This window comes from Pseudomonas sp. AE27 (genome assembly GCF_037113495.1).
GTDB lineage: Bacteria > Pseudomonadota > Gammaproteobacteria > Pseudomonadales > Pseudomonadaceae > Aquipseudomonas > Aquipseudomonas palmensis.
The window spans coordinates 2,577,312-2,602,045 of sequence record NZ_CP146966.1 but is presented as its reverse complement, the minus strand read 5'-3'; the positions used below and the strand labels follow the sequence as shown (position 1 = coordinate 2,602,045).

The 24,734-nt window shown below is 64.3% G+C and carries 25 protein-coding genes and 2 tRNA genes; 17 read left to right on the top strand and 10 right to left on the bottom strand.

The window, feature by feature from the left end:
- The first annotated feature begins 75 nt into the window (after positions 1 to 75).
- The 5 genes from V9K84_RS11845 to V9K84_RS11825 are packed head-to-tail and all read left to right on the top strand — an operon-like array spanning position 76 to position 3,227.
- Positions 76 to 765 carry a hypothetical protein gene (locus V9K84_RS11845; protein ID WP_254506186.1) on the top strand — a complete coding sequence of 230 codons (690 nt, stop codon included), beginning with the start codon at positions 76 to 78 and terminating at the stop codon, positions 763 to 765.
- Between the two features lie 60 nt (positions 766 to 825).
- Positions 826 to 1,608: a phage tail protein gene (locus tag V9K84_RS11840; protein ID WP_338794347.1), complete on the top strand. Its 783-nt coding sequence runs from the start codon at positions 826 to 828 to the stop codon at positions 1,606 to 1,608.
- On the top strand, positions 1,608 to 2,219 hold the full coding sequence (locus tag V9K84_RS11835) for a tail fiber assembly protein (protein WP_338794346.1): 612 nt from the start codon (positions 1,608 to 1,610) through the stop codon (positions 2,217 to 2,219). The genes V9K84_RS11840 and V9K84_RS11835 overlap by 1 nt, the downstream gene beginning before the upstream one ends.
- A gap of 58 nt (positions 2,220 to 2,277) precedes the next feature.
- Positions 2,278 to 2,730, top strand: coding sequence for a structural protein P5 (locus V9K84_RS11830; protein WP_338794345.1), 453 nt, complete (start codon positions 2,278 to 2,280; stop codon positions 2,728 to 2,730).
- Positions 2,727 to 3,227: a DUF2514 family protein gene (locus V9K84_RS11825; protein WP_338794344.1), complete on the top strand. Its 501-nt coding sequence runs from the start codon at positions 2,727 to 2,729 to the stop codon at positions 3,225 to 3,227. Before V9K84_RS11830 ends, V9K84_RS11825 begins: the two co-directional genes overlap by 4 nt.
- 285 nt (positions 3,228 to 3,512) lie before the next feature.
- Here V9K84_RS11825 and V9K84_RS11820 read toward each other — a convergent pair whose 3' ends face one another.
- Positions 3,513 to 3,701: a hypothetical protein gene (locus tag V9K84_RS11820; RefSeq protein WP_043863041.1), complete on the bottom strand. Its 189-nt coding sequence runs from the start codon at positions 3,699 to 3,701 to the stop codon at positions 3,513 to 3,515.
- 121 nt (positions 3,702 to 3,822) lie between these two features.
- A complete protein-coding gene (locus V9K84_RS11815) occupies positions 3,823 to 4,188 on the bottom strand; it encodes a hypothetical protein (protein ID WP_054915708.1) in 366 nt (121 codons plus the stop codon).
- A 192-nt stretch (positions 4,189 to 4,380) separates the two neighbouring features.
- Here V9K84_RS11815 and V9K84_RS11810 point away from each other — a divergent pair, with 192 nt between their 5' ends.
- Positions 4,381 to 5,196, top strand: a complete 816-nt coding sequence (locus tag V9K84_RS11810) for a shikimate 5-dehydrogenase (RefSeq protein WP_054915709.1) — start codon at positions 4,381 to 4,383, stop codon at positions 5,194 to 5,196.
- A gap of 87 nt (positions 5,197 to 5,283) precedes the next feature.
- On the opposite strand, the gene V9K84_RS11805 is transcribed toward V9K84_RS11810, so the two are convergent.
- Positions 5,284 to 5,928 carry a DUF480 domain-containing protein gene (locus V9K84_RS11805; protein ID WP_043863038.1) on the bottom strand — a complete coding sequence of 215 codons (645 nt, stop codon included), beginning with the start codon at positions 5,926 to 5,928 and terminating at the stop codon, positions 5,284 to 5,286.
- Between the two features lie 124 nt (positions 5,929 to 6,052).
- Between V9K84_RS11805 and V9K84_RS11800 the strand changes: the two genes are divergently transcribed.
- Complete coding sequence (locus V9K84_RS11800; protein ID WP_043863037.1) at positions 6,053 to 6,562, top strand: DUF1993 domain-containing protein; 510 nt, start codon at positions 6,053 to 6,055, stop codon at positions 6,560 to 6,562.
- Positions 6,563 to 6,627: 65 nt separating this feature from the next.
- Here the strand turns inward: V9K84_RS11800 and sstT are convergent, their stop codons facing one another.
- Both sstT and nhaR read right to left on the bottom strand, forming a co-directional pair.
- Positions 6,628 to 7,839, bottom strand: a complete 1,212-nt coding sequence (sstT, locus tag V9K84_RS11795) for a serine/threonine transporter SstT (RefSeq protein ID WP_088515692.1) — start codon at positions 7,837 to 7,839, stop codon at positions 6,628 to 6,630.
- 242 nt (positions 7,840 to 8,081) lie between these two features.
- Positions 8,082 to 8,987, bottom strand: a complete 906-nt coding sequence (nhaR, locus tag V9K84_RS11790; protein ID WP_088515710.1) for a transcriptional activator NhaR — start codon at positions 8,985 to 8,987, stop codon at positions 8,082 to 8,084.
- Positions 8,988 to 9,102: 115 nt separating this feature from the next.
- Here nhaR and V9K84_RS11785 point away from each other — a divergent pair, with 115 nt between their 5' ends.
- Both V9K84_RS11785 and V9K84_RS11780 read left to right on the top strand, forming a co-directional pair.
- Positions 9,103 to 9,357, top strand: a complete 255-nt coding sequence (locus tag V9K84_RS11785; RefSeq protein WP_043863035.1) for a hypothetical protein — start codon at positions 9,103 to 9,105, stop codon at positions 9,355 to 9,357.
- A 31-nt stretch (positions 9,358 to 9,388) separates the two neighbouring features.
- Complete coding sequence (locus V9K84_RS11780; protein ID WP_043863034.1) at positions 9,389 to 10,147, top strand: TerC family protein; 759 nt, start codon at positions 9,389 to 9,391, stop codon at positions 10,145 to 10,147.
- 82 nt (positions 10,148 to 10,229) lie between these two features.
- Here the strand turns inward: V9K84_RS11780 and V9K84_RS11775 are convergent, their stop codons facing one another.
- Positions 10,230 to 10,403, bottom strand: coding sequence for a hypothetical protein (locus V9K84_RS11775; protein ID WP_167400240.1), 174 nt, complete (start codon positions 10,401 to 10,403; stop codon positions 10,230 to 10,232).
- A gap of 156 nt (positions 10,404 to 10,559) precedes the next feature.
- Here V9K84_RS11775 and V9K84_RS11770 point away from each other — a divergent pair, with 156 nt between their 5' ends.
- Entirely contained in the window at positions 10,560 to 11,297 is a 738-nt protein-coding gene (locus tag V9K84_RS11770) for a peptidase C39 family protein (protein ID WP_088515693.1), read from the top strand.
- A gap of 18 nt (positions 11,298 to 11,315) precedes the next feature.
- Here V9K84_RS11770 and V9K84_RS11765 read toward each other — a convergent pair whose 3' ends face one another.
- A complete protein-coding gene (locus V9K84_RS11765; RefSeq protein ID WP_043863032.1) occupies positions 11,316 to 12,599 on the bottom strand; it encodes an FAD-binding oxidoreductase in 1,284 nt (427 codons plus the stop codon).
- A gap of 204 nt (positions 12,600 to 12,803) precedes the next feature.
- On the opposite strand from V9K84_RS11765, the gene V9K84_RS11760 reads away from it, so the two are divergent.
- A tRNA-Val gene (locus V9K84_RS11760) sits at positions 12,804 to 12,880 on the top strand.
- A 157-nt stretch (positions 12,881 to 13,037) separates the two neighbouring features.
- Positions 13,038 to 13,114: transfer RNA gene (locus tag V9K84_RS11755), tRNA-Val, on the top strand.
- A gap of 111 nt (positions 13,115 to 13,225) precedes the next feature.
- Here the strand turns inward: V9K84_RS11755 and V9K84_RS11750 are convergent.
- Entirely contained in the window at positions 13,226 to 13,444 is a 219-nt protein-coding gene (locus V9K84_RS11750) for a hypothetical protein (RefSeq protein WP_043859680.1), read from the bottom strand.
- A gap of 147 nt (positions 13,445 to 13,591) precedes the next feature.
- Here V9K84_RS11750 and V9K84_RS11745 point away from each other — a divergent pair, with 147 nt between their 5' ends.
- Positions 13,592 to 14,146 (top strand): NAD(P)H-dependent oxidoreductase, encoded by a 555-nt coding sequence (locus tag V9K84_RS11745; RefSeq protein WP_043859679.1) that lies wholly within the window; start codon positions 13,592 to 13,594, stop codon positions 14,144 to 14,146.
- A gap of 101 nt (positions 14,147 to 14,247) precedes the next feature.
- On the opposite strand, the gene phnX is transcribed toward V9K84_RS11745, so the two are convergent.
- On the bottom strand, positions 14,248 to 15,075 hold the full coding sequence (phnX, locus tag V9K84_RS11740; protein ID WP_043859678.1) for a phosphonoacetaldehyde hydrolase: 828 nt from the start codon (positions 15,073 to 15,075) through the stop codon (positions 14,248 to 14,250).
- Between the two features lie 49 nt (positions 15,076 to 15,124).
- A complete protein-coding gene (locus tag V9K84_RS11735; protein WP_088515694.1) occupies positions 15,125 to 16,231 on the bottom strand; it encodes a 2-aminoethylphosphonate--pyruvate transaminase in 1,107 nt (368 codons plus the stop codon).
- 112 nt (positions 16,232 to 16,343) lie between these two features.
- On the opposite strand from V9K84_RS11735, the gene V9K84_RS11730 reads away from it, so the two are divergent.
- The 4 genes from V9K84_RS11730 (at position 16,344) to V9K84_RS11715 (ending at position 24,731) form a co-directional block, all read left to right on the top strand.
- A complete protein-coding gene (locus tag V9K84_RS11730; RefSeq protein WP_054915716.1) occupies positions 16,344 to 17,204 on the top strand; it encodes a LysR substrate-binding domain-containing protein in 861 nt (286 codons plus the stop codon).
- A 73-nt stretch (positions 17,205 to 17,277) separates the two neighbouring features.
- Positions 17,278 to 18,291, top strand: coding sequence for an AraC family transcriptional regulator (locus tag V9K84_RS11725; protein ID WP_088515695.1), 1,014 nt, complete (start codon positions 17,278 to 17,280; stop codon positions 18,289 to 18,291).
- An 82-nt stretch (positions 18,292 to 18,373) separates the two neighbouring features.
- Positions 18,374 to 22,942, top strand: coding sequence for an NEL-type E3 ubiquitin ligase domain-containing protein (locus V9K84_RS11720; protein ID WP_088515696.1), 4,569 nt, complete (start codon positions 18,374 to 18,376; stop codon positions 22,940 to 22,942).
- 136 nt (positions 22,943 to 23,078) lie between these two features.
- On the top strand, positions 23,079 to 24,731 hold the full coding sequence (locus V9K84_RS11715) for an AMP-binding protein (protein ID WP_088515697.1): 1,653 nt from the start codon (positions 23,079 to 23,081) through the stop codon (positions 24,729 to 24,731).
- Positions 24,732 to 24,734: the final 3 nt, after the last annotated feature.

Below are 24,734 nucleotides of genomic sequence, written 5' to 3'. Positions count from 1 at the left end.
AAAGCATCCGCGTGAGCCTGATACGAGTATCAACTCACAAATTGAATTTAGGCTTCTTGTCATGAGGTACGCGAATTGACCTTCGGCTTAATTGTATCCAATGATAAAGGCTATGTTCAAATTGACTCAGAAACCCCACGCCTGTGCGCCATTTATTCTGGTGCTTACTCGGCATCAGGAACTAACAATGTAACTATTGTTTTCCCGCAGCCGGTCGGTACAGTTGAGCCACCATGTGTGTTTATCCGGAACTCTCCAGACCAACCGAGTATTATATATTCAGGGCTCGGGATCACAGGCGCCCCGGGAAACTGGACAGGCTTCAACGTCTCGACGATGTACAACTATGACCGACCTCAGGGCAAGTGGTTTGTGGCTGTTTTCGCATCACAATCAACCGCTGACTGGGGGCTTAGAATGTGGGGCGAAAATAGCAACATCATTTACGATAGCGGCGCTGCAGCTGTGATATTTACGAAAGCCACTAATCAGTGGGCTTTCCAAGCCAACGTCCCATTTCCGTCATATGGTAGTGCGAACTACTACCGTGCTCAGCTAAGCGGCACATTGGCAGTGGATGAGTACTATATGATCAACCCTTTCTCCAGGGGGGTGCTTGCACCGCAGCAAACTCTATGGAGTCCATCTGGTGTGACATTTGATTACTCCAACAATACATTGCTGATGTATTCGTTTGGTTTCACTGCGGGCTGGATTGATCCTGGCGCGCCTGCTGCAGTTTTTGCTCGGCTGCCAGGAACTTGAAATGTTGCTCTTAAATTAACTACGACCCGACACGGCGGGTTTTATTGAATGGAGAATCGCATGGCCTGGTCCAGAGCAGGGACAGTTTCAGTAACAAAGGGCTCAACAACTGTCACCGGGGTGAATGCAGACTTCGCGGCAAACTCGCGCGTCGGTGACGCATTTATCGGGCCAGACGGGATTTTGCGGGAAGTAACGAACGTTGCCAGCGCGACAGTGCTTTCGATCTTCCCCGCGTACTCTGGTGCTACGGCCACAGGGGCGGCGTACGCGCTTGTTCCGGTACAGGGGTACGTGAAACAGCTCGCAGATCAAGCGCGCCAGATAATCCAGCAATGGGGCGGCACGCTAGCCGGGCTGGGCGCCGTATCAACAGAGGATGTTGTGCCGGTGGCAAAAGGTGGCACTGGCGCAAAGACCCCAGCTGAAGCCCGCACAGCGCTCGGGCTGAAATCAGCCGCGTCGTCGGACGTGGTCGGCACAGTGAGTGCCGTGGGCGGCGCGATCATAGAGCGAGGCAGCAATGCGAACGGCGACTACACGAAGTTTGCAGACGGAACGCTCGAAGGCTGGATCACGAGCTCAAACTCGCAGTCCATACCCAACAACTCGGGCATCGAAATCTCTGTGACATACCCGGCTACGTTTGTTGGCACACCGACGATCACTGGATCGGCGGGGCTGGCAACGAGCGGTACAACTGGGCTCGCGGCACGTGTCGCAGTTGGCTTCCCGTTCGCCGCCCCGGGGTTGAGCAGCGCCAGGGTACACATTTTCAACACTACGGGGATCACCATCGGCGGCTTTTCATACTTCATCAAAATCAAAGGCAGGTGGCGGTAATGATCATCAAGCTTTCCCCTGTACGCTCTGATCTGGGCTTAGTTGTGGCCAGGTCCGCCGACATACTGGAAGTGAATGGTGTGGAATTTGACTTCACGCGATTACCGGATGGCGCGACGCTCCCTGCCGAGGCTGTCGACTGCGAGTTCGTGATTGCGCCAGTCGAGCGGATCAGTGGCGGCTTGGTGCTGACACTCATGCTGCCGCACGGCGCGGATGCGAGTGAGCAATCGCGCTTCCCTGTCGACATCGTCAGCCCAGCAGATGGCCGGGTGCCACTGCCCACCGACCGCGACCCGCAGCCGGATGCGCCGGCGAGCTGGCCCGCAGGTGTCGGCGCAATCGACTGGAGTGAGATGGTCACGGCAGAGATGAAGCAAGAAGCCGCTGCTGCACAGCTTCTCGGTGCCGTGCAGGCTGATGCGGCGAGCCGCCGTGCCGCTGCCGATTCAGCGATTGCCCCGTTGCAGGATGCCGTCGACATCGACGATGCAACTGATGCAGAGGTCGCCTCGCTCAAGGCCTGGAAGAAGTACCGGGTCGCACTGAGCCGCTTGCCGGAGCAGCCTGGGTACCCCGCGGAAATCGACTGGCCCGCGCCCCCGGCCTGATTCCGGCCGAACACCAATACCCGCCTTGAGCGGGTTTTTTATTGCCTGGAGAAAACCCATGACCCAATCGCTCCCGCGCGGCGTGCGTAACAACAACCCCGGAAACATCGACTACAACCCACGAAACGCCTGGCAAGGCCAGCTCGGCCTGGAGCTGGGTGTTCCGAAGCCACGGTTTGCACGGTTCGACACCGCAGAGAACGGCATCCGCGCCCTGGGCAAGCTGCTGCTCAACTACCGAGGCAAGGACGGCACCCCTGGCGTCGGCAAGCCCGGCATCGATACGCCACTGGAGTTCATCAGCCGTTGGGCGCCCAGCAACGAGAACAATACCCAGGCCTACGCTGCAGCGATCGCCAAGCGCCTGGGTGTCGGAGTGCGCGATTCGATCAACATGGCCGACCCCAGGACCCTGCGCGAGACCGTGCTGGGCATCATCGTGCACGAGAACGGCGGCAACCCGTACTCGGCGTCGGTGATCGACGAGGGTGTGCGCAGGGCGCTGGCGTGAACGGCTGGGCCTGGCGCGCGACAGCCTTGCTGCTGTTGCTGGCGTCGTACTGGGGGGCCTATGAACATGGGCGCACGACGATGGACGCCGAGTGGCAGAGCAGGTGGGCTGCGCGCGATGCCGGGGACAAACAGGCTTGGGCCCTGGCCGAGGCCGCAGAGCGGACCAAGGAGCAGGCCCACCAACAACAAATGAACAAGGTGATTCTGGATGGACAGAAAATCATTGACCGTGCGGTGGCTGATGCTGCCACTGCTCGCGCTGATCTCAGCCTGCGGGACGCGGCCGATCGAACAGCCAGCCGTGCCGCAAGTCCGGCCGGCGGCCATTCCTGCACTGCCGCCGCAAGCGCGGCAGCTTCCCGTGTCGCCCTGGTGCTTGCCGACGTGCTCAAGCGCGCTGATGAAAGAGCGGGATATCTGGCGGCAGATGCTGATCAAAGCCGGGGAAGGGGGGTGACCTGCGAGCAGGCCTATGATGGTGTTTCAGGAGATTAGATTTTAGTCGGCAGAACGCCGGAGAAGGGTGAGCGCCGCGTACCAATTTTTGTACCAATCGATGCGGAGCGCTGCGTATTTCAGGGTGCCTCAAGTGGCTGACTGCCCCGTTTTCATTGGGGTTAAGCCACTTGAAGAACACGGGATAACTCAAATTAACTACTAGGAGTATGGTCGAGTCTGTGTCGATTGCCCCGTAAACATTGGGCGAACTATGAAATTTATTTAACCCTGGGCTTCGTTTGCAGCGGCTGGATCGGCGTGCCGAACCAGCCGAGCGGGACCTTAGCGGGACTTGAGGTAGCCGGCGGTGACGGCCTTGAGCAGCTCGTGGCCTGCCTCGGCCGCCTTGGCGGGCGTCTGTGGCAGCTTGTACTGGCCGCTGAGGATGATCGCCAGGGTCATCTGTTGCGCGGCGGCAAGGGGGTGTTGGGCTGGGTCGAGCGGGGCTGGAAATCCTTTTTCAGCGGTCATGCGAACTCCTGGGGTCAGGCTGTGAGGGTTTGCCAGCCTAGGCCTGAACGGCGATCAAGCCAATGCGGGCGGTTTCCCCGACAGCCTGCGCCCTGCCCGCAGGCAGGGCGCAGGGCCGGTGCTACCAGCGGGGCGGTCCGTAGTACACCGGTGGCGGGCCGTAGTAGCGCTCGCGGTAATACGGCGGCGGCACCGGTACGTAGCGCTCCACAACCGGATACGGCGGGTACGGCTGGTAGTACACCGGCGGCGGCGGGGCCTGGACATACACCGGCGGGGGACCGTAGTAGGCCGGCTGGCGCTCGACGTAGACGGTACGGTCGTGGTTGCCGGACACCACCGCACCCACCACGGCACCGACGACGGCCGCGCCAAGCACCGGGCCGGCACCGCCGTGCCAGCCGCCGCCACCACCGTGGGCGGCCGCTTGCCCGCAGACGGCCAGGGCGCCAACCAGCAGGGCGATTCTCGGGATGTGACGGTTCATGAAGACTCCTCGGTTTGCAGCCCCGGCGCTGGTGCTGTCGAGACACCCAAGACGTGGCGCGGGGATACCCATAAGACCGCAGCCCCCGGAAAAATGGCACGGGCGTTGAGTAAAGGTTGTGTAAGCCCCGATCAACGGTTCGGTGGGCAGTGAGTGCATACTGGTGCCCCAGCCGTTTTCAGGAGCCAATCGATGACCCCCAGCAAAGACACCGTTTTGTGCATGTCCCTGGCCGGGCGCCCGGGTACATTCGGCGTGCGCTTTCATAACCATCTGTACCAGCAGCTGGGGCTGGATTACTACTACAAGGCCATGACCACCACCGACCTGCCGGCCGCCGTGGCCGGCATTCGCGCGCTGGGTGTGCGTGGGTGCGGTGTGTCGATGCCGTTCAAGGAGGCCTGCATCGCGTTGCTCGATGAACTGGACCCCTCGGCGGCGGCCATCGATTCGGTGAACACGCTGGTCAACACCCAGGGGCATCTCAAGGGCTTCAACACCGACTACCTGGCGGTGCGTCAACTGATCCACCAGCATCGCCTGGACCCTGCATGGAGCGTGGCGCTGCGCGGCAGCGGCGGCATGGCCAAGGCGGTGGCGTGCGCGCTGCGCGATGCCGGTTTCAGCGACGGCACGATCGTTGCGCGCAATCGCGAGGCCGGCGAGCGGCTGGCCCGCACCTGTGGCTATCGCTGGCAGGCCGAGCCACACGGTGTGCGGGCCCGGTTGCTGGTGAACGTGACGCCGATCGGCATGGCGGGCGGGGCCGAGGCGCAGCAACTGGCCTTCGAGCACGAGCAGATCGAGGCGGCGCAGGCGGTGTTCGACGTGGTGGCGATGCCGGCGCAGACGCCCTTGATCGTGGCCGCCCAGGCTGCTGGCAAACCAGTGGTTAGCGGGCTGGAGGTGATTGCGCTGCAGGCGCTGGAGCAGTTCGTGCTGTATACCGGGGTGCGCCCCGATTCACGGCAGATCGCCGAAGCGGTGGCGTTTGCGCGGGGCGATTGAGCCCTGCAGGCAGGTTCGCGCCAGGCAGTGAGCGGGAGCGGCTGAACGTGCTCCCGCAAAGCATTGCTCGACCCTGTGCCGAGCTGGCTACTCCAGCTGCGCCAGGCGTTCTTCCAGCGCCGCGATACGCGCCTCCAGTGCCTCGATGCGCTCGGCCGACACGCCGCCGACAGGGCGTTCCGCGCCTTGCTGGCGTGCCGCCAGAATCGCTTCGATGTCGGCCGGGTCGCCGAAGGCATGGGTGTAGCGGTCTTCGCGCTGGCCGGGCTGGCGCGGCAGGTGCAGGGCAAAGCCCCGGGCTACCAGGCGCTCCAGCTGATGCAGCACCTGTTCGGCATCCTCGAATTCATGCATGCGGTTGCTGCGCGTCAGCAGCTCGCTGACCGTCTGCGGCCCGCGCAGGAACATCAGCCCCAGCAGTACCTGTTGCGCCGGCACCAGCTCCAGCGCCTTGTCGACGCGGTGCTCCCAGCGGTCGGCCCGGCTGCCCATCTGCAGGCGCGCCAGGCCCTGGCTTTCGAGGGCACGCAGGCTCTGGCCGACCTGGCCCTGGGTCAGGTTCATCACCGGCTCGCGGCTGGTCTTCTGGTTGCAGGCCAGCACCACGGCGTTGAGGGTGAGGGGGTAGGTTTCGGGGCTGGTGGCCTGCTTTTCGATCAAGGCGCCGAGGATACGGATTTGCGTGCTGTCGAGGCGTTGCTCGTCAACGGGGGTGTCCAACTCAGTGCTCATCGCGCGTTCCCTATGCTGTGGAAGGCAACTAGCCTAATCCTTGCAGAATAAAAGACAAGCCGCCGGGCGCCGCCAAGCGTGTCTATAATCGGCCACGCTCAATCCATCACCCAGCGAGACTGTCATGACCATTTCTCTGTACGCCGCCTCTGTTCCCGTTTTCAAGCAGATGCTCAATGCCCTGAGCGATGTGCTGGGCAAGGCCCAGGCGCACGCCGAGGCGAAGAATATCGACGCCAATGTCTTCCTGCAGGCGCGCCTGTACCCCGACATGTTCCCGCTGGTTCGCCAGGTGCAGATTGCGGTGGACTTCGCCAAGGGGGTTTCGGCCCGCCTGGCCGAGGTCGAACTGCCCAAGTACGACGACACTGAAACCACCTTTGCCGAGCTGCAGGCGCTGATCGCCAAGGTGTTGGCCTTTGTCGAGCAGATCGAGGCGAAGCAGATCGACGGCAAGGAAGGCATCGAGATCATCACCCGCCCGGGTACGCCGAAAGAAAAACGCTTCACCGGCCAGAGCTACCTGCTGACCTACGGCCTGCCGCAGTTCTTCTTCCACGTGACCACGGCCTACGCCATCCTGCGCCACAATGGCGTGGAAATCGGCAAGCGCGACTACATGGGCGCGTTCTGATTACCCAGGCATGAAAAAGCCCGGCAAGGTCGACGCCTTGTCGGGCTTTTTCATGCCTGCCAGGATCAGCTCGCCTGGCGTTCCTCGGCCTCGCACGCGGCGGCCGTGAACAGCACGTCGGTGGACGAATTGAGCGCCGTTTCGGCGGAGTCCTGCAGGATACCGATGATGAAGCCTACCGCCACCACCTGCATGGCCACCTCGCTGGGAATGCCGAACAGGCCGCACGCCAGCGGAATCAGCAGCAGCGAGCCGCCCGCCACACCCGAGGCGCCGCATGCGCACACGGCGGCGACCACGCTGAGCAGGATGGCCGTGGGCAGGTCGACGCTGATGCCCAGGGTATGCACCGCCGCCAGGGTCAGCACGGTGATGGTGATGGCCGCGCCGGCCATGTTGATGGTCGCACCCAGCGGGATCGACACCGAGTAGGTGTCTTCATGCAGCCCGAGCTTTTCGCTCAGGGCCAGGTTGACCGGAATGTTGGCGGCCGAGCTGCGGGTGAAGAACGCGGTGATGCCGCTTTCGCGCAGGCACAGCAGCGTCAGCGGGAATGGGTTGCGACGGATTTTCCAGTACACGATCAGCGGGTTCATCACCAGCGCCACGAACAGCATGCAGCCGATCAGCACCACCAGCAGGTGCAGGTAGCCCAGCAGGGCCCCCAGGCCGGATTCGGCCAGGGTCGCAGCCACCAGGCCGAAGATCCCCAGAGGCGCGAAACGGATGACCATGCGCACGATCAGCGTTACGCCCTTGGACAGGTCGTCGACCACGGTGCGGGTGGTTTCACCGGCATGTCGGATAGCCACGCCCAGGGCGATCGCCCAGGCCAGGATACCGATGAAGTTGGCCTCCATCAGCGCGGTCACCGGGTTGGCCACCACGCTCAGCAGCAGGCCTTGCAGCACTTCGCTGATGCCACCAGGCGGGCTCATCGCCACATCATGAGTGGCCAGCACCAGCTGGGAGGGGAACAGCATGCTGGCGACCACCGCCACTACCGCTGCGGAAAAGGTGCCGAAAAGATAGAGCACCAGAATAGGGCGGATATGGGTTTCCTGGCCGTGCCTGTGGTTGGCGATGGAAGCCATCACCAGGATGAACACCAGAATGGGTGCCACCGCCTTGAGTGCACTGACAAATACCTTGCCGATAAATGCCAGGTTCAGCGCGGCGGCTGGCCAGAGCAGCGCCACGGCAATGCCGGCCACCAGGCCGATCACGATCTGCAGTACCAGACTGGTACGGTTCAACAGGTTCAGAAGTGGGGTCATGACAGGTGTTTCTCGTTCTTGTGCAAGGTCCGGGAGGCCCGGATAGCGTAGCAAAGGCATGCCGCGGGCAAGCCCTGCGGCGAAAGGGGCGGGACTTTAGCACAGCACGCGGGCCCTGACCGCAGCACACTGCCTGGCGGTAGGTGGGGCGTGTTGTCGCGATGCGTCGGCGCGTCCTTCTATCGACGGTTCGGGCCGTGGAATGTTTAGGCCCGGGATGTGATGTCGGTGCCGTGTGTCTCTCAGGGCGCAGGCCAGTTGAACAGCTCGCGGCGGGCACCTTCGGTGATCGCGACGATGCCCGGGTGCTTGACCTTGCGCTCTACCGAAATGGCATAGAACGACTCGGTGACGGCATCGGTCTGGCCGATCAACTCCACCCCGTACTGGCGGCAGACCTCGTCGGCGATCACGCTGGGGGCGATGAAGATGCCGCTGCCCGACTGCCCGAATGCCTGCATCAGCGCACTGTCATCGAATTCGCCGACGATGCGCGGCTGCAACTGTTGCTCGGCGAACCAGCGCAGCAGCCGGCTGCGCACCACCGTCTCCTGGCCGGGAATGAGCATCGGTGCATGCTGCAGGCCGACAGGAAAGGGCGCCGGATGCAGGGCAGCCAGTGCCGGGGTGGCGAAGAAACTGATGCCGCACTCCCCGAGCTTCTGGCTGTAGCCCTTGATGTCCAGATGGCTGGGCATCGGGCTGTCGGAGATCACCATGTCCAGGCGCTGTACTGCCAAATCTGCCAGCAGGCGTTCGAGCTTGTCCTCGCGGCAGGTCAGGCGCAGCGGGTCGGGCAGCTCCATGGTCGGCGCCAGCAGCCGGTACACGATCGACTTGGGCACCACGTCGGCCACCCCCACGCGAAACAGAATCTGCTGCTCATCGGGCTGGGCGCGCAGCACTGCTTCCAGTTCGCCGCCAATCTGGAAAATCTGCTCGGCGTAGGACAGGGCCTGGCGCCCGGTCTCGGTCAGTTCGAGCTGGCGTCCCACACGGCGAAACAATTCGATACCGTAGCTATGCTCAAGCAGGCTGATCTGCCCGCTGATGGTCTGCGGGGTGAGATTGAGCTGCTCGCCGGCACGCACGATGCTGCCGGTCTTGGCCACGACCCAGAAGTAATGCAGTTGTCGGTAGTTGAGCATGTGCATCTCCGATTCGTAAAAACCGAAGTATAACTGCTGAAAATACGAATTTTCCGGATGTTTCAGTCTCTTTAGAATGCGTCGCTATCAAGGCAAGACCTTCAGAGAGGAACCCATGCTGTATTTCAAATCGATTGGCACACCCCTGGTGATGGCGCTGGCGCTGCTGGCCATGAGCGGTTGCGAGCAGGCGGAAAAATCTGCCCAGCAGATGCTCAACCAGGCTGCCCAGTCGGCCAAGGAAGCGATCGACAAGACCAACGATGCCGCCCAGCAGGCGCTCAGCGACGCGACCGGTTCGCCCCTGGCGAAAAAGCCCGATGAGGCCCAGGACAAACCCGAGCGCGACGACAGCGCCCGGGAAATCTGATTTTTTACCCACACTGATTCAGGATTGATTCATGGAATACCTGTTGGAACTTGCTGCAAGCCCGACCGCCTGGGTGGCCCTGGCTACCCTGGTGGCCATGGAGATCGTGCTGGGCATCGACAACCTGATCTTCATCTCGATTCTCACCAACAAGCTGCCTGAGCAGTTCCGCTCCAAGGCACGGCGCATCGGTATCAGCATGGCGCTGGTGATGCGCCTGGGCCTGCTCAGCACCGTGGCGTGGATCGTGCAGCTTACCGAGCCGGTGGTGGACGTGTTCGGCCATGCCTTCTCGTGGAAGGACATGATCCTGATCGCCGGTGGCCTGTTCCTGCTGTGGAAGGCGACGTCCGAGATTCACCACAGCGTCGACCCGCGTGCCAAGGAAGAGACCAAGGCGTCGTCTACCGTGACCCTGGGCTTTGCCGCGGCGATCGGGCAGATCCTGGTACTGGACATCGTGTTCTCGATCGACAGCATCATCACGGCCGTGGGCATGACCGAGCACTTGCCGATCATGATCATCGCGGTGATCAGTGCGGTGATCGTGATGCTGGTGGCCGCCGACCCGCTGGCCCGGTTCATCAACGACAACCCTACCGTGGTGATGCTGGCCCTGGGCTTCCTGATCATGATCGGCATGACCCTGATCGCCGAAGGCTTCGGTGCCCATGTGCCCAAGGGTTATGTGTATGCGGCGATGGCGTTCTCCACCGCGATCGAGGTGCTCAACATCATGTCGCGCCGGGCTCGCGAGCGGCGCGAGGCGCTGCAAGCGAAACCTGACTGACCGCTTCGCCAGCGACGTCGGCTCTGCAGGACGCACCTGCAGACGCCGGCGTTGTCGGCGAAGGTTGTTATGCAGTGTCGCGTCAGTGCGCGTTAGCGTGGCGGCGAGCGTGCCGCTGTGCCTCGGATGCAGCCCTGGTCGGCTGCGGATGGTGCAGATGGTGGCGGCGCGCGATGCGCAACACCCCCCAGAGCATGGCTGCGGCTACCACCAGCCACGTGCCTATCAACAGAAAGATTCCCATCGTCAGACTCATTGCGTGCCTCCTTCGACTGGGCAAGCTGCACTCGCCATTCGGACACAAGCTCAGTCTAGCCCATCGTCTGTGACAGACGGTTGACCAGTGGTCCAGCGCCTTGGTTCAGTTCGCTCTAAGCGTGCCGCGGGCTATACCGCAGGCCTGCGCCAGCCTATGATCGCAAGCCAGGGCCGGGCGTCGTCTGCCCGGCATCAGCACAAGCGAGTGTCCATGTTGCCCACCGCCCCCAAACGTCGCGTGTCCCACCGTCTGCTGCTGGCTTGCCTGCTGGCCGCCAGCCTGGCCGGTTGCGCCAGCCAGCCTTCATCCCAGCTCAACAGCCTGCCCCAGCGCGTGGAACTGGGCGCGGTGCCGTTCTACCGTGGTAACGCCAACCAGAGCGCGCCGATGGCGCTGGCCGCGATCCTCTCGCAGCAGGGGGTGCGCATCACCCCCGGCCTGCTCGAAGGGCCCTTGCAACTGCCACAAGGTGTCGACAGGCTGCAGGTCTCGGTAGCGACCGTGGCACGCCAGTACGGCATGGTGGTGTACACGCTCGACGGCACCCTGCCGGCGTTGCTGACCCAGGTGGCTGCGGGCAATCCGGTGCTGTTGCGCTATCAGGAAGGTTCGGCGTTCTGGAGCGAGCCGCGCTATGCCCTGCTGGTGGGCTATGACCGCTACAAGTCGCGGGTGCTGCTGCGTGCGGGCAACAATCGGCGGTTGCTGATGGACTTCGACGATTTCGCCGCAGCCTGGAAGAAGGAGGGGAGCTGGGCGGTGCTGGTGCAGCCGCCCGGCCAACTGCCGGCCCAGGTGGACCGCCAGCGCTGGCTCAAGGCCGCCAATGAACTGGCCCAGGCAGGCCAGGAGCAGGCGGCCCGCCAGGCCGTCAATGCCGTGGGGCAGTGACGGCCCGGGGTTGCCGGCTTACACGCCCAGGCGGTCGCGCAGGCTGTAGTACCACGCGCCCAGGGCACTGAACGGTACGCGCAGCATCTGGCCACCCGGGAACGGGTAGTGCGGCAGTTCGGCGAAGGCGTCGAAACGCTCGGCCTGGCCGCGCAGGGCCTCGGCCAGCACCTTGCCGGCCAGGTGGGTGTAGGTGACGCCGTGGCCGCTGCAGCCCTGGGAGTAGTAGATGTTGTCGCCCAGGCGACCTACCTGCGGCAGGCGCGACAGGGTCAGCAGGAAGTTGCCGGTCCAGGCGTAGTCGATCTTCACGTCCTTGAGCTGCGGGAAGGCCTTGAGCATTTTCGGGCGGATGATCGCCTCGATGTTGGCCGGGTCACGCGCGCCGTATACCACGCCACCGCCGAAGATCAGGCGGTTGTCGCCGGTCAGGCGGTAGTAGTCGAGCAGGTAGTTGCAGTCTTCCACGCAGTAGTCCTGCGGCAGCAGGGTACGTGCCAGCTCTTCGCTCAGCGGCTCGGTGGTGATCACCTGAGTACCGCATGGCATCGACTTGGCGGCCAGCTCCGGTACCAGGTTGCCCAGGTAGGCGTTGCCCGCCACGATGATGAACTTGGCGCGCACCTTGCCCTGCGGGGTATGCACGACCGGGTTGGCACCGCGCTCGATGCGGATGGCCGGGGACTGTTCGTAAATCTTGCCACCCAGCGATTCCACTGCGGCGGCTTCGCCCAGGGCCAGGTTGAGCGGGTGGATATGGCCGCCGCTCATGTCTAGCATGCCGCCGATGTAGCTGTCGCAGGCGACCACTTCACGGATGCGGCGCTGGTCCATCAGTTCCAGCTGGGTGTGGCCGTAGCGTTCCCACAGGCGTTGCTGGGATTCCAGGTGGCCCATCTGCTTTTTGGTCAGGGCGGCGAACACGCCACCGTCCTTCAGGTCGCACTGGATGTTGTACTTGGCCACGCGCTCGCGGATGATGCGCCCGCCCTCGAAGGCCATCTGGCCGAGCAGCTGTGCCTGTTTGGGGCCGACGGTACGTTCGATCACGTCGATGTCGCGGCTGTAGCTGTTGACGATCTGACCGCCGTTGCGGCCAGAGGCACCGAAGCCGACCTTGGCGGCTTCAAGCACGGTGACGCTGAAACCGTTCTCGAGCAGGAACAGGGCACTGGACAGGCCGGTGTAACCCGCACCGATCACGCAGACGTCGGTCTGTACTTCTTCCTGCAGGCTCGGGCGCTGCGGGACGGGGTTGGCCGATGCGGCGTAATACGACTGGGGGTAGGGGGTGTTGGCCATGTGCGGGCACCTCAGGGTTTGTAGTTGTATGTTCTATATTTTTTACGATTGTGCAGATCGTATCAACAATAATAAACACCCGCCAGCCAGACGGTAAAAATCGCGCAAACCCGGGCTGGGGTAAAAAATATTAGTATTCAGTGGCTTAGCGTGAAAAAAAGTATTGACACGCTGCGTCGATTGCGTAGAATGCCGCCTCACAGCAGGCACATAGCTCAGTTGGTTAGAGCACCACCTTGACATGGTGGGGGTCGTTGGTTCGAATCCAATTGTGCCTACCAAACATCACCGCCCCTGCTGGCGGTACACGAAAAAGGCGATCCGAGAGGGTCGCCTTTTTCGTTTGGGCCGTTTTCATGGGCGCGGCAAAGCTGCTGATTTTTTTGTACATTTCGCTTTACGAGGGGGCTTGAACCTGAGTAGAATGCGCTCCGCAGCAGGCACATAGCTCAGTTGGTTAGAGCACCACCTTGACATGGTGGGGGTCGTTGGTTCGAATCCAATTGTGCCTACCAAACATCACCGCCCCTGCTGGCGGTAACACAAAAAGGGCGACCCGCAAGGGTCGCCCTTTTTGTTTGCCTGAAGCAAAGGGCGCGGCCGGATTGCTCGGGCCGCGCGGTGCGTCAGGGGATACGGGTGATCTCCACGCCGCTCTGTACCAGCTCGAAGCGATCCTCGCCCAGGTGGTTGACCCGATCGCCGATGGCCAGGCGATAGCTGGTGATCGGCAAGGAGTCGGCACTTCCATCGGCCTGCAGGGTGGCTTCCTGAAATTCATGAACGGGGTAGATGCGTCCTTCAGCATCCCGAGCATGAAATTGTCCGACCAGTACTGCTGTCATTTGGCGTGTGCCCTCTGAAATGTTCTCTATGGGCCATAGACCACTGTTTTGCCTGGGAAGTTTAGTCCCCCTGGAAAAAAACCTGTGGGCCGCGCCGTAGCGTCTATAACTACCACTTCTCTATGTCGATCAGGTTGGAGCGTGGTCATGAGCCAGGTCTATTCGGTTGCGGTGTTGGTAGGCAGCTTGCGCAAGGAGTCGATCAACCGCAAGGTCGCCAGGGCGCTTGCAGAGCTGGCACCGGCCAGCCTCAAGCTGGGTATCGTCGAAATTGGCGAGCTGGCGTTGTACAACGAGGATATCGACACCGACCCACCGGCAGCCTACAAGGCCTTTCGCGACAAGGTGCGTGCCAGCGACGCGGTGCTGTTCGTGACCCCCGAGTACAACCGCTCGGTGCCCGGGGTGCTCAAGAATGCCATCGACGTCGGCTCGCGCCCGTATGGGCAGAGCGTGTTCAGCAAGAAGCCGGGGGCGGTGATCAGTGTGTCGCCGGGGGCGGTGGGGGGCTTTGGTGCCAACCACCACCTGCGCCAGTCCCTGGTGTTTCTCGATGTGCCCTGCATGCAGCAGCCAGAGGCCTATGTGGGTGGGGCGGCGACGCTGTTCGACGAGCATGGCAAGCTTTCGGAGAAGACCCGGCCGTTTCTGCAGAGCTTCATCGACAGTTATGCGGCGTGGGTGGCGCGGCACCTGGCATAGGGCCCAGGCGCGCCCTTGGCTGGCGAGGGCGGCTCCTGGCCTGCAGGAGCCGCCTTGCCGGACGTAGGAGCCGGCCTTGCCGGCGAAAGCCCCAACGCGGTCTACACCCCCTGCGGCATCTCACCCTGCGCCAAACGCCGATTGATATCCTCCACCACCTGCGGCAGGTCATTGATGGTGTCGATCAGGTAGTGCGGGCGTGACCCTTCGAACAGCGCATGAATGCGCGCACGCTCGCTGGCCAGTTGCTCGGCATCCAGCGCCAGGTAACCTTCATGGGTCAGCCCCAGCGCGTTGCCCGAGCACACCAGCGCCACGGTCCACATGCCGGCACGACGCCCTTCCAGAATGCCAGGTACGGTGTCGTCCACCTTCACGCACGCCGCCACATCGTCGATACCCAGCGCAATCACGTTGGCCAGCGCCTGGGCCGGCCACGGGCGACCGTTGGGGGTCTGGTCGGTGGCCACCACATGGTCGGCGACATAGCCATTGCGCCCGGCCAGTTCCACCACCTTGTCCATCACCACCTTCGGATAGCCGGAGCACGAACCGATCTTCAGGCCCTGCCGGCGCAGGGCGCTGATGGTCTGCAGTGCGCCGGGGATCAGCGCCGAATGGGTGGCGATCTTTTCGATCTGCAGCGGCATGAAGCGGTTGTAGAGCGCCGTCACGTCATCATCGCTCGGCACGCGGCCGAACACCGCGCGATAGCGCTCGGCAATCTGCGGCTGGTCGCACAGCGTGCGGATATGGTCCCACTTGCCCATGCCCATGGGGCCGCGGGCCTCCTCGATGGACACCTGTACATCGAATTCGGCAAAGGCCTCGACGAAGATCTGCGTGGGGGCGAACGAGCCAAAGTCGACCACGGTTCCGGCCCAGTCGAGAATGGCCGCTTGCAGCTGTGTGGGGTTGCTGTAGTTCATCATTGCGTTCCTTGTTCGGTATACCGCAGAAAAGGGGGATAAAACGGAATCAGATGTGCAGCACTTCCATTTCCCGCAGCGCATCGGCCACGGCCTGGATCGCGGCGCGCATCTCGTGGGGGCCGACGCAGCCGATGCAGCCCACGCGGAATGTCTCGACCTGGGTCAGCTTGCCGGGATAGAGGATGAACCCCTTGGCCTTGACCCGTTCGTAGAAGTCCGCGAACTGGTAGCGCGGGTCACGCGGGGCGTGGAAGGTGACGATGATCGGGGCCTGGATGGCGGCGGGCAGAAAGCTGCGCAAGCCGATGGCCGCCATGCCGTCGAGCAGGGTCTTGCAGTTGCTTGCATAGCGCTGGTGGCGCGCCGCCAGGCCGCCCTGCTCGTGGTACTGCAGCAGGGCCTCGTGCAGCGCCGCCACCACGTGGGTGGGCGGGGTGAAGCGCCACTGGCCGGTGCGGGCCATGTAGGTATGCTGGTCATGCAGGTCCAAGGCCAGCGACGGCGAGTTGCCCTCGGCGCCAGCCAGTGCGGCCTTGTCGGTGAACACGAAGCCCATGCCCGGTACGCCTTCGAGGCACTTGCCGGACGCCGCGATCAGGGCGTCGAAAGGCACCTGGGCCGCGTCGATCGGCAGGGCGCCGAACGAGCTCATGGCGTCGATGATCAGGCGCTTGCCGTGATCGGCGACGACCTGGGCGATCTGCGCCAGCGGGTTGAGGATGCCGGTACTGGTTTCGCAGTGAATCAGCGCCACGTGGGTAATGCTGGCATCGGCGCGGATCAGGCGTTGGACATCGGCGGCGGTGGTGGGCTGGTCTTCGGCGGTCTCGAAGGTGGTGAATGCGCGGCCCAGCACCTGGCAGATCCTGGCCAGGCGCTGGCCATAGGCGCCGTTGACCAGTACCAGCACCTTGCCGTCACGGGGCACCAGCGTGCCGATGGCCGCCTCCACGGCGAAGGTTCCGCTGCCTTGCAGGGGCACGCAGTGGTGGCTGGCGTGGCCATTGACGATGCTCAGCAACTGCTGGCACAGGTTGGCGGTCAAGGTGTTGAATTCGCGGTCCCATGAGCCCCAGTCGAGCATCATCGCCTGCCGCGTGCGTGCCGAGGTGGTCAGGGGGCCCGGCGTCAGCAGGACGGGGGTGTGGGTCATGGCGATGCTCCTCGCAAGCGGTGGGCTGAAACTACGGTGCCTACGTTGCAATTGCGCGCTTCATCAATCAAATTGTTTGTCTTTATGCCAACCATAAGTCAGGCCGATAGATATGAACCTGTTCCAGCTTCGCGCTTTCGATGCGGTGGCCCGCGAGGGCAGCTTTACTCGCGCTGCTGCGCGCCTGTTCATCAGCCAGCCAGCGGTCACCGGGCACATCAAGGCACTCGAGGAGCATTACCAGATCACCCTGCTGCGGCGCACTGCGCGGCGTGTGGAGCTGACCGAGGAGGGCACCCGCCTGGCCGCCATCACCCGCGCGATGTTCGGCCTGGCCGAGGAGGCGCAGGTGATGCTCGAAGCCAACCGCCAGTTGCTTACCGGGCGCCTGGAAGTTGCCGCCGACGGGCCACACCAGGTCATGCCGATGCTGGCCCAGCTGCGCGTGCGCTACCCCGGCATCACGGTCAACCTGCGCCTGGGCAATGCCCAGGAAACCCTGGCGGCGCTGCTGTCCGAGCACGCCGACGTGGCCGTGCTGACCGAGGTCGAACCGCGCAAGGGCCTGCACCTGCAGGCCCTGGGGTCGTCGCGTATCTGTGCCTTGCTGCCGGCCGGCCATCGCTGGGCCAGCCGCCCCGAGTTGCCCCTTGCCGAACTGGACCAGCAGATCATGGTGCTGCGCGAACCCGGCTCGATCACCCGGCGCACCTTCGACCAGGCCTGTGCCCGGGCCGGGGTGCAGCCACGGGTGCTGCTGGAGCTCGACAGCCGCGAAGCGGTGACCGAGGCGGTGGCCGCGCAGCTGGGGCTGGGTATCGTCTCGTCGATGGAGACCAGCCACGATCCGCGGGTGGTGGCCCGGCCCATAGAGGGGCCAGGGCTGGTCAACCAGCACATGCTCGGTTGCCTGGAGCGGCGCCGCGAGTTGCGCCTGATCCAGGCCTTTCTCGGCCTGGCGTCATCGGCATGACACGGCGTTGGCGTTTTGCCGTCGGCCCCCTAAGATGGCCGGCACACACCACCTGCAACACGAGTGAGGGTCGATGAAGGAGAAAGACACCATCTCCATGCAACTGGTGCGCGAGGCCCTGTTGCAAAGCAGCGCACCCGGCGCGGCGGCTGCGGCGTTGCTGCAGCGGGTGGGGATCGACCCGCAGCAACTGGAGCAGCCCCAGGCCCGCGTGCCGGCCAGTGCCTATGCCCGGCTGTGGCGGCTGCTGGCGCGGCGCTGCAACGACGAGTTCTTCTGCATGGACCCGCGTGGGCTGCGCAGCGGCAGCCTGGCGTTCATCTGCCGCTCGTCCATGGCCCAGCCGACCCTGGGGGCGGGCCTGGAGTGCGCGCTGGGGTTTCTGTCGCTGATGCTCGAGCACCTGCACCCGGTGCTGGTGCGCCAGCAGAGCCTGGCTGAAATCGTGATCGGCGAACCCGCCGAGGCGCCGCGCCGACCCTTCACCTATTTCACCTTCTGGATGATCGTGCATGGTGTGGCCTGCTGGCTGGCGGGTCGGCGCATTCCGATTCTGGCCATCGAATTGCGCTGCGCCGAGCCGGACTACTGCGATGACTACCGCGTGATGTTTTCACAGAACCTGCAGTTCGAGCGCCCACGCACGCGGCTGATTTTCGCTGCCGATTGCCTGGACCTGCCGCTCAGGCGCACACCCGAAGAGCTGCAGCGTTTTCTGGCCGAGGCGCCGGCCAACATTCTGGTGAAGTACCGCGACCCCACCAGCCTGGCGCGGCGGATCCGCGACGACCTGCGCCAGTTGCCCGCCAGCCAGTGGCCGGATGCCGAGACACTGGCCCAGCAGCTGTGCCTGTCGGCCTCCACCCTGCGCCGACGCCTGGCCGAGCAGGGCCAGACCTACCAGGCCCTCAAGGACAGCGTGCGCCGCGAGCTGGCCATCGGCTGGCTGGCCGATGCGCAGGTCAGCTACGTGGAGATCGCCGAACGCCTGGGGTTTGCCGACACCAGTTCGTTCTACAAGGCCTTTCGCAAGTGGTCGGGGTGCAACCCCGGGCATTACCGCAGCCTCGTGCTGGGTTCGGGCTGAGGCCGCGAGGCAAGCCTTCCCGCTCCCTTGCTGGCGGGGCTGTTCCTAGTCTGGGTGCCCACCCCTTGATGGAGCAGGCGCCATGAGCCCGACCTCGAGCACCCGCAAAACCACCGGCACCACAGACGATCCCACCATTCTCGATCAATTCATCGCCGAACGCCTGCCGGGTTGGCTGCGCACGGCATCCAGGGAACAGGCGCGCGCAGTGAGCGCTGCACTGATCCGGCATCAGGCGTCGCTTGAAGCGTTGACCGAGTTGTTCCAGCTCCTGCAGTCGCCCGACGTGTTCGCTGCGCCCCTGCTGGACAAGGCCTTGCGCGACACCCTGGGGCTGCAACTGGACACGCGTGCGGCGCACTGGAAGGAAGTGCGCCTGCGTCAGTACCGCCCGGGGCTTTCGGCCACGCCCATGCCTTATCTGGAGGCGATCGAGATCCAGAGCCCGCTGTTGCAGCGTGCTCTGCAGAACTTCAGCGAGACTGCCGGCGGCTACTGGGGATTCTTTCGCGGCACGGCGATCGTGTCTGCGGGTCAGGCACTGGGCGTCGCGCCCGAGCGGTTTGCCGGCCTGTGCCGCACGCTGGACCTGGGCCAGAAGTATCAGGCTCATCTGGACAGTGTGCTCGACCCGCCGGATGACGCACTCAAGCGCCAGCGCCATGCGCTGCTGGCCCGCGAACAGCGCGATCAGCTGGATGTGGCCGCCCAGGTCGGCTACCTGAAAAAGGACATCGACGAGGTGGCCTACCGCATGCTGCTCCAGGTGGTCGACGGGGCGAGCCAGGTGACTTACGCCGAACACCCGGTAAGGGTGCGCAGCATCGAGGTGCTGGGGCAGCAGGTACAGGGCGCGGTCGCCTTTCTGGCCCGTGGCGAACCCCTGGAGGGGGCGATACGCTGGACCGAGGCCGGCCTGGTGCGCCAGGTGGTGGTGTTTCTGCCTGGCGATCCGCAGCGCCCGCTGCGTCAGTATCCGACCTGGTATGCCTGTGCAACCGATCTGGGCCTGGCCTTGAAATCGGCTGATTACCTGAGCTACTTCCAGAGCCTGATCAGCCTGCAGGAGCGTGCAGCTTTCGGCGCGGCCTGGCAGGCGCAGCGAGACGCGGCGCGCCCGGACCTGGAACTGCTCGATTACCCGCTGGCCGGGGAGTTGTTCGCCAGTCTTGCGCAATGGCGTATCGCCTGGCTCAAGGCCGACGCAGCGGTGCTTGCCGTGCCTACGGCCAGGGTCGACGATGCGCTGGCCGAAGCACGTCGCGAGGCCTACCTGGCCGCAGGTGAAACCCTGCTCGGCATAGCGGCCTCGTTCGTCCCCGGGGTTGGCCAGATCATGCTGCTCAGTAGCGTCGGGCAGTTGCTGGGCGAGGTCTATGAGGGCGCCGTCGACTGGAGCAAGGGCCAGCGCAAGGAGGCCCTGGCGCATCTGACCGGCGTGGCCGAAAACGTGCTGGCCAGCGTTGCAACAGGTGCGGGTGTGGCGGGCCTGGTGGCGGTGGCCAAACGGTCGGCCTTCGTCGACGGCCTCATGCCGATAGTGCGCAGCACGGGCCAATACAGGCTGTGGAACGAAGACCTGGCAAGCTACCGTCATGCCCACCCTTTGCCTGAAACCCTGGTGCCGCGCAGCGATGGCTTGTATGAGGATGCAGGCGCGCTGTGGCTCAGGCATGAAGGGCAGACCTATCAGGTTCAGCAGCGCGATGGGCGCTGGGTTATGGTGCACCCGCAGCGTGCCGAAGCCTACTCGCCCGGCCTGGAAACCAATGGCGAAGGCGCCTGGCGCCTGCCTGGCGAGCATGCGCTGCAGTGGGCGGGCAATGCCCTGCTGATGCGGCGCCTGGGCCCGCTGGCCGAAGGGCTGAGCGATGCGCAGATCGACCAGGTCATGGTCATTGCCGGTATGGACGAGGCGCGCCTGCGCGGCCTGCACGTGGAGAACCGGGGCGTGCCGGTTCGCCTGCGCGATACCCTGGTCCGCTTCGGTATCGATACGCGCATCTCGACATTCTTCGAGCGTCTGCACCGGCAAACCGATGCCCAGGGCCTGGACCCTGTGCTCCATGCCTTCTGCAGGGAGCATCTGCAGGGTGTCGAAGACGCGGGGCAGGACTCGGAGCTCGATCACATCTGGGAGCAGATGCCGCGCTTGCGCTTCGAACTGTTCGAGCACCTTGAGGCGGCCACGCTGACCGCTGCCGATAGCCGTGTGAGCCTGTTGCAACGTGACTTTCCCGGGCTGGCGCGACGCTATGCCCAGGCGCTGGCAGAGCAGGCCGATGCCACGCAGCGCCAGATGATGGATCAGACTCGCCGCATTCCCCTGGCGGTCGCCGAGCAGGCACGCCACACCTTGCGTGAGGCGCGATTGAGCAGGGCGCTGGAGGGGTTGTGCCTGCAGAACGTGCACAGTGACGACAGCGTGGGCCTGGCCTTCGGCTTGCTGCGACGCATGCCGGCCTGGCCCGACGGGCTGAACCTGGAGCTGCGCGAAGGTTCGTCCAGCGGGCGGGTGATCGAGCGCCAGTTGTCACTCAGCGATACCCGCCAGACCCGCGTGCTGGTGCGTCGCGACGGGCAGTTTTCGGTGTACGACACTGAAGGCTACGAGCTCGACGACGAGATCCCGGCGCCCCAGGGGATGTTCGAGGCGATTGCCTGCTGCCTGACGCGCGAGCAGCGTCGCGCCCTGGGCTGGACGCGTCATGACAGCGCGGCACAAATGCGCGAGGCCCTGGCTGCGCGGGCCCTGGCCAATCCCTCCGAGGCCGCGCAACTGATCGGACAGGCGCGCTCGGCCGGGCGCTTCAGCCCGCCCCAGCGCTTGCCCGACGGTCGCATCGGGTATCCGCTCAGTGGCCGGGGCAGTGCGACACGACGGTCCCTGGTCAGTGTGGTGCGTGTGCTGTTCCCGGGCTATGACCAACTCCAGATCGATGTGCTTCTGACCGAACTGCAGGGGGGCTCGGTTGAACCGATGACGGCACTGATGCGCCTGCTGGACCAGTACCAGCGCCTTGATGCGAGCCTGCAGCTGTGGTGTCGGGAGGTCTTTGGCCAGTCCCGCGAGTGGCGACGCCTGGTGGCCGATGAGCTGCGCCGGTGCTGGCGACGACAGACCGATCGCGTGACCAATGGGGGTGGCACGCTGATCGGCTATCGCCTGAACCTGGTGGCGATGCCGGTGGGGCATCTGCCGCCGCTGGGGGCCGGTATCGATTTCTCCCACGTGATAGACCTGAGCCTGGTGGGCATGGGGCTGACCGAGCTGTCGAACAGCTTCCTGCAACGCTTTGTCGGCGTGCGCTGGCTCAACCTGGCCAACAACCGCTTCGGGCGCATACCGCCTGCCTTGAACGGCATGAACTGGTTGCGTGAGGTGAACCTGAACCTCAACCAGATCAACCTGCGCAACACCGGGGTCAATACCCTTGCGTCCCTGCATCGGCTTGAAGTGCTGAACCTGGACAACAATCCCATCGAGATCCTGCCGAACATGGCCGGCATGTACAACTTGCGCCACGTGTGGTTGCGCAGCACGCGCCTGCAGCTGTTCCCGAACGGGTTGCTCGAATGTCCGTTTCTGGATGTGGTCGACTTGCGCGACAACCTCATCACCCAGTTGCCGGAGACGTTCTTCGTGCCCGAGTCGCTGAACATCTACCTGCTCCAGCGTAACCCCCTGCCGCAGGCCACCTGGGACCGCATCAACGATCTGCAGCAGTTGCTGCCCGTGGTGGAGGCTGCGGCCGGTGTCATGGTACGTGCTGAAACGACTGCGCAAGCCCGCGCACTGTGGCTGGAGCTGGCGAACGAGGCGCAACTGGATGTGCGCAGCCGTTACTGGGACAGCCTGATTGCAGAGCCTGGCGCCGCAGACTTCTTCCAGTTGCTGACTGAACTGACCGGGTCGGCGGATTTCCAGCATACCCGGGCCGAACTGGACCAGCGCGTGTGGCGCATGCTCGAGGCGATGGCGCAGCACACGGCGCTGCGCGAGGAACTGTTCGAGCTGGCGGCCAGCCCGACCACGTGCGTGGACAGCGTGTCGTCCACCTACAGTGCGCTCGAAGTGCGGTTTTTGCTGTTTCAGACCGTGCGCGCAGACAGCCCGAACGAGCAGCAGGGCGAAGCGTTGCTCGCCTTCGCGCGGCGTCTGTTTCGTCTTGAACAGGTCGAACAGTTCGCGCGTGCCGACATCCAGGCCAGGACGCAGGAGGCGCGTGGGGTGGACGAGGTCGAGGTGAGCCTGGCCTATCGCACCCGTCTGGCCGCTGCACTGGACCTGCCCGGGCAACCGCGCAACATGCAGTTCGCCGAAGTGGCCGCCGTGGCCCCGGCACAGATACACGAGGCCCAGCGGGTGGTGCTGGCTGCCGAGCAGACCGACCAGCTGGCAACGTTCATCAGCGGCCGGGATTTCTGGCTGGCCTACCTGCGCCAGGCTCACGAAGGCGAGTTCGAGCAGGTCGAACAACCGTTCTGGGATCGACTCGAGGTGCTGGCCGCGCAACAGGGCACGCTGCAGGAAGGGGTGTACCTGACGCGAATGAACGCATTGCGCAGCGAACGCGAGGCGGCAGTGCAGGCGCTGGCATTGCGCCTGACCCAGGCGGCGCTGGAGGCTGCCGCGCCGCCTGCGGGCTAGCGCCGGGGGCTGTGCAGGCAGTGGCCAAACCAGTCATCCAGATTGACAGCTTTGGCCATTGTCGCTGCGCGCTGGTGGCGCGACTATCGTCAGATCATTCGTTCTATTCCAACAATAAGAAACGAGGAGTCTGGCAATGCGTGATTACCACGACGCGCAGCGTGCTTTCGATTACCTGCACACTGCCGATGCCGTGCTGGCGGGCAACCTGGGTGCGCTCAACGCCTGCGTCGAGTGTTGCGACCGGCACGCCGCCGAGGGCGGCGTGGCCTTGTACTGGGAGCGCCACGACGGGGCCTGCGCGCAGTACACCTTTGCCGACCTGCAGCAGCGCGCCGCACGCCTGGCCAATGTGCTCAAGGCGCAGGGCGTGGGGCCGGGCGACCGGGTGGCGGGGCTGCTGCCGCGCACCGTCGAGCTGCTGGTCACGGTGCTCGCCACCTGGCGCCTGGGGGCGGTCTACCAGCCGCTGTTCACTGCCTTCGGGCCCAAGGCCATCGAGCACCGCCTGCACAGTTCCGGCGCCCGCGTGGTGGTCACCGACCGCACCAACCGCCCGAAGCTCGACGAGATCGAGGGCTGTGCGCGGATCATTACCGTCGATGCCCAGGCCGGCAGCGGCGACCTGGATTTTCACACTGCCCTGGACGCTGCCAGCGCCGACTGCGCGCCTGTGCTGTTGTCCGGGGAGGCCCCCTTCCTGCTGATGTTCACCTCCGGCACCACCGGCCCGGCCAAGCCGCTGGAGGTGCCGTTGCGGGCCATCGTGGCGTTTCAGGGCTACATGCGCGACGCCATCGACCTGCGCCCCGAAGACAATTTCTGGAACCTGGCCGACCCCGGCTGGGCCTACGGCCTGTACTACGCCGTCACCGGGCCGCTGGCGCTGGGCCAGGCCACCACCTTCTTCGACGGCCCGTTCAGTGTCGAAAGTACCTGCCGGGTGATCGACAAGTACGCCATCACCAACCTGGCCGGGTCGCCCACGGCCTATCGCATGCTGATCGCCGCCGGCCAGGCCTTCGCCGAGCCGATCAAGGGCCGCCTGCGGGTGGTCAGCAGCGCCGGCGAACCGCTCAACCCGGAAGTGATCCGCTGGTTCGCCGAACACCTGCAGGTGACCATCCACGATCACTATGGCCAGACCGAACTGGGCATGGTGCTGTGCAACCACCACGGCCTGCGTCACCCGGTGCACCTGGGCTCGGCCGGCTTTGCCATCCCGGGTCATCGCATCGTTGTGCTTGATGAGCAGCAGCACGAACTGCCGCCCGGCCAGCCCGGCATCCTCGCGGTGGACCGCGAGCAGTCACCGCTGTGCTGGTTCGGTGGCTACCACGGGGTGCAGACCAAGGCCTTCGTCGGCAAGTACTACCTCAGCGGCGACACGGTGGAGCTGAACCAGGACGGCAGCATCAGCTTTGTCGGGCGCAGCGACGACGTGATCACCACCTCCGGGTACCGGGTCGGGCCGTTCGATGTGGAAAGCGCGCTGATCGAGCACCCGGCGGTGATCGAGGCCGCCGTGGTCGGCAAGCCGGACCCGGAGCGCACCGAACTGATCAAGGCGTTCGTGGTGCTGGCCAGCGGCGTGGAGGGCACGCCGGAGCTGGCCGAAAACCTGCGCCAGCATGTGCGCCAGCGCCTTTATGCACATGCCTACCCGCGCGAAATCGAATTTGTCGGCGAGCTGCCCAAGACCCCGAGCGGCAAGCTGCAGCGTTTCATCCTGCGCAATCAGGAAATAGCCAAACAACACACCGCGCCGGCGCCCGTCGCCAGCGTCTGAGGA

Bases quoted from the DNA above. Each gene is read 5' to 3' on its own strand.
- phnX (WP_043859678.1), bottom strand. From the start codon at position 15,075: ATGAACTACAGCAACCCCACACAGCTGCAAGCGGCCATTCTCGACTGG.
- V9K84_RS11785 (WP_043863035.1), top strand. From the start codon at position 9,103: ATGCTGTATTTCAAATCGATTGGCACACCCCTGGTGATGGCGCTGGCG.
- V9K84_RS11780 (WP_043863034.1), top strand. From the start codon at position 9,389: ATGGAATACCTGTTGGAACTTGCTGCAAGCCCGACCGCCTGGGTGGCC.
- V9K84_RS11840 (WP_338794347.1), top strand. From the start codon at position 826: ATGGCCTGGTCCAGAGCAGGGACAGTTTCAGTAACAAAGGGCTCAACA.
- V9K84_RS11765 (WP_043863032.1), bottom strand. From the start codon at position 12,599: ATGGCCAACACCCCCTACCCCCAGTCGTATTACGCCGCATCGGCCAAC.
- V9K84_RS11750 (WP_043859680.1), bottom strand. From the start codon at position 13,444: ATGACAGCAGTACTGGTCGGACAATTTCATGCTCGGGATGCTGAAGGA.
- V9K84_RS11720 (WP_088515696.1), top strand. From the start codon at position 18,374: ATGAGCCCGACCTCGAGCACCCGCAAAACCACCGGCACCACAGACGAT.
- V9K84_RS11725 (WP_088515695.1), top strand. From the start codon at position 17,278: ATGAAGGAGAAAGACACCATCTCCATGCAACTGGTGCGCGAGGCCCTG.
- sstT (WP_088515692.1), bottom strand. From the start codon at position 7,839: ATGACCCCACTTCTGAACCTGTTGAACCGTACCAGTCTGGTACTGCAG.
- V9K84_RS11805 (WP_043863038.1), bottom strand. From the start codon at position 5,928: ATGAGCACTGAGTTGGACACCCCCGTTGACGAGCAACGCCTCGACAGC.
- V9K84_RS11835 (WP_338794346.1), top strand. From the start codon at position 1,608: ATGATCATCAAGCTTTCCCCTGTACGCTCTGATCTGGGCTTAGTTGTG.
- V9K84_RS11745 (WP_043859679.1), top strand. From the start codon at position 13,592: ATGAGCCAGGTCTATTCGGTTGCGGTGTTGGTAGGCAGCTTGCGCAAG.
- V9K84_RS11800 (WP_043863037.1), top strand. From the start codon at position 6,053: ATGACCATTTCTCTGTACGCCGCCTCTGTTCCCGTTTTCAAGCAGATG.
- nhaR (WP_088515710.1), bottom strand. From the start codon at position 8,987: ATGCTCAACTACCGACAACTGCATTACTTCTGGGTCGTGGCCAAGACC.
- V9K84_RS11715 (WP_088515697.1), top strand. From the start codon at position 23,079: ATGCGTGATTACCACGACGCGCAGCGTGCTTTCGATTACCTGCACACT.
- V9K84_RS11770 (WP_088515693.1), top strand. From the start codon at position 10,560: ATGATCGCAAGCCAGGGCCGGGCGTCGTCTGCCCGGCATCAGCACAAG.
- V9K84_RS11735 (WP_088515694.1), bottom strand. From the start codon at position 16,231: ATGACCCACACCCCCGTCCTGCTGACGCCGGGCCCCCTGACCACCTCG.
- V9K84_RS11730 (WP_054915716.1), top strand. From the start codon at position 16,344: ATGAACCTGTTCCAGCTTCGCGCTTTCGATGCGGTGGCCCGCGAGGGC.
- V9K84_RS11815 (WP_054915708.1), bottom strand. From the start codon at position 4,188: ATGAACCGTCACATCCCGAGAATCGCCCTGCTGGTTGGCGCCCTGGCC.
- V9K84_RS11830 (WP_338794345.1), top strand. From the start codon at position 2,278: ATGACCCAATCGCTCCCGCGCGGCGTGCGTAACAACAACCCCGGAAAC.
- V9K84_RS11775 (WP_167400240.1), bottom strand. From the start codon at position 10,403: ATGAGTCTGACGATGGGAATCTTTCTGTTGATAGGCACGTGGCTGGTG.
- V9K84_RS11810 (WP_054915709.1), top strand. From the start codon at position 4,381: ATGACCCCCAGCAAAGACACCGTTTTGTGCATGTCCCTGGCCGGGCGC.
- V9K84_RS11820 (WP_043863041.1), bottom strand. From the start codon at position 3,701: ATGACCGCTGAAAAAGGATTTCCAGCCCCGCTCGACCCAGCCCAACAC.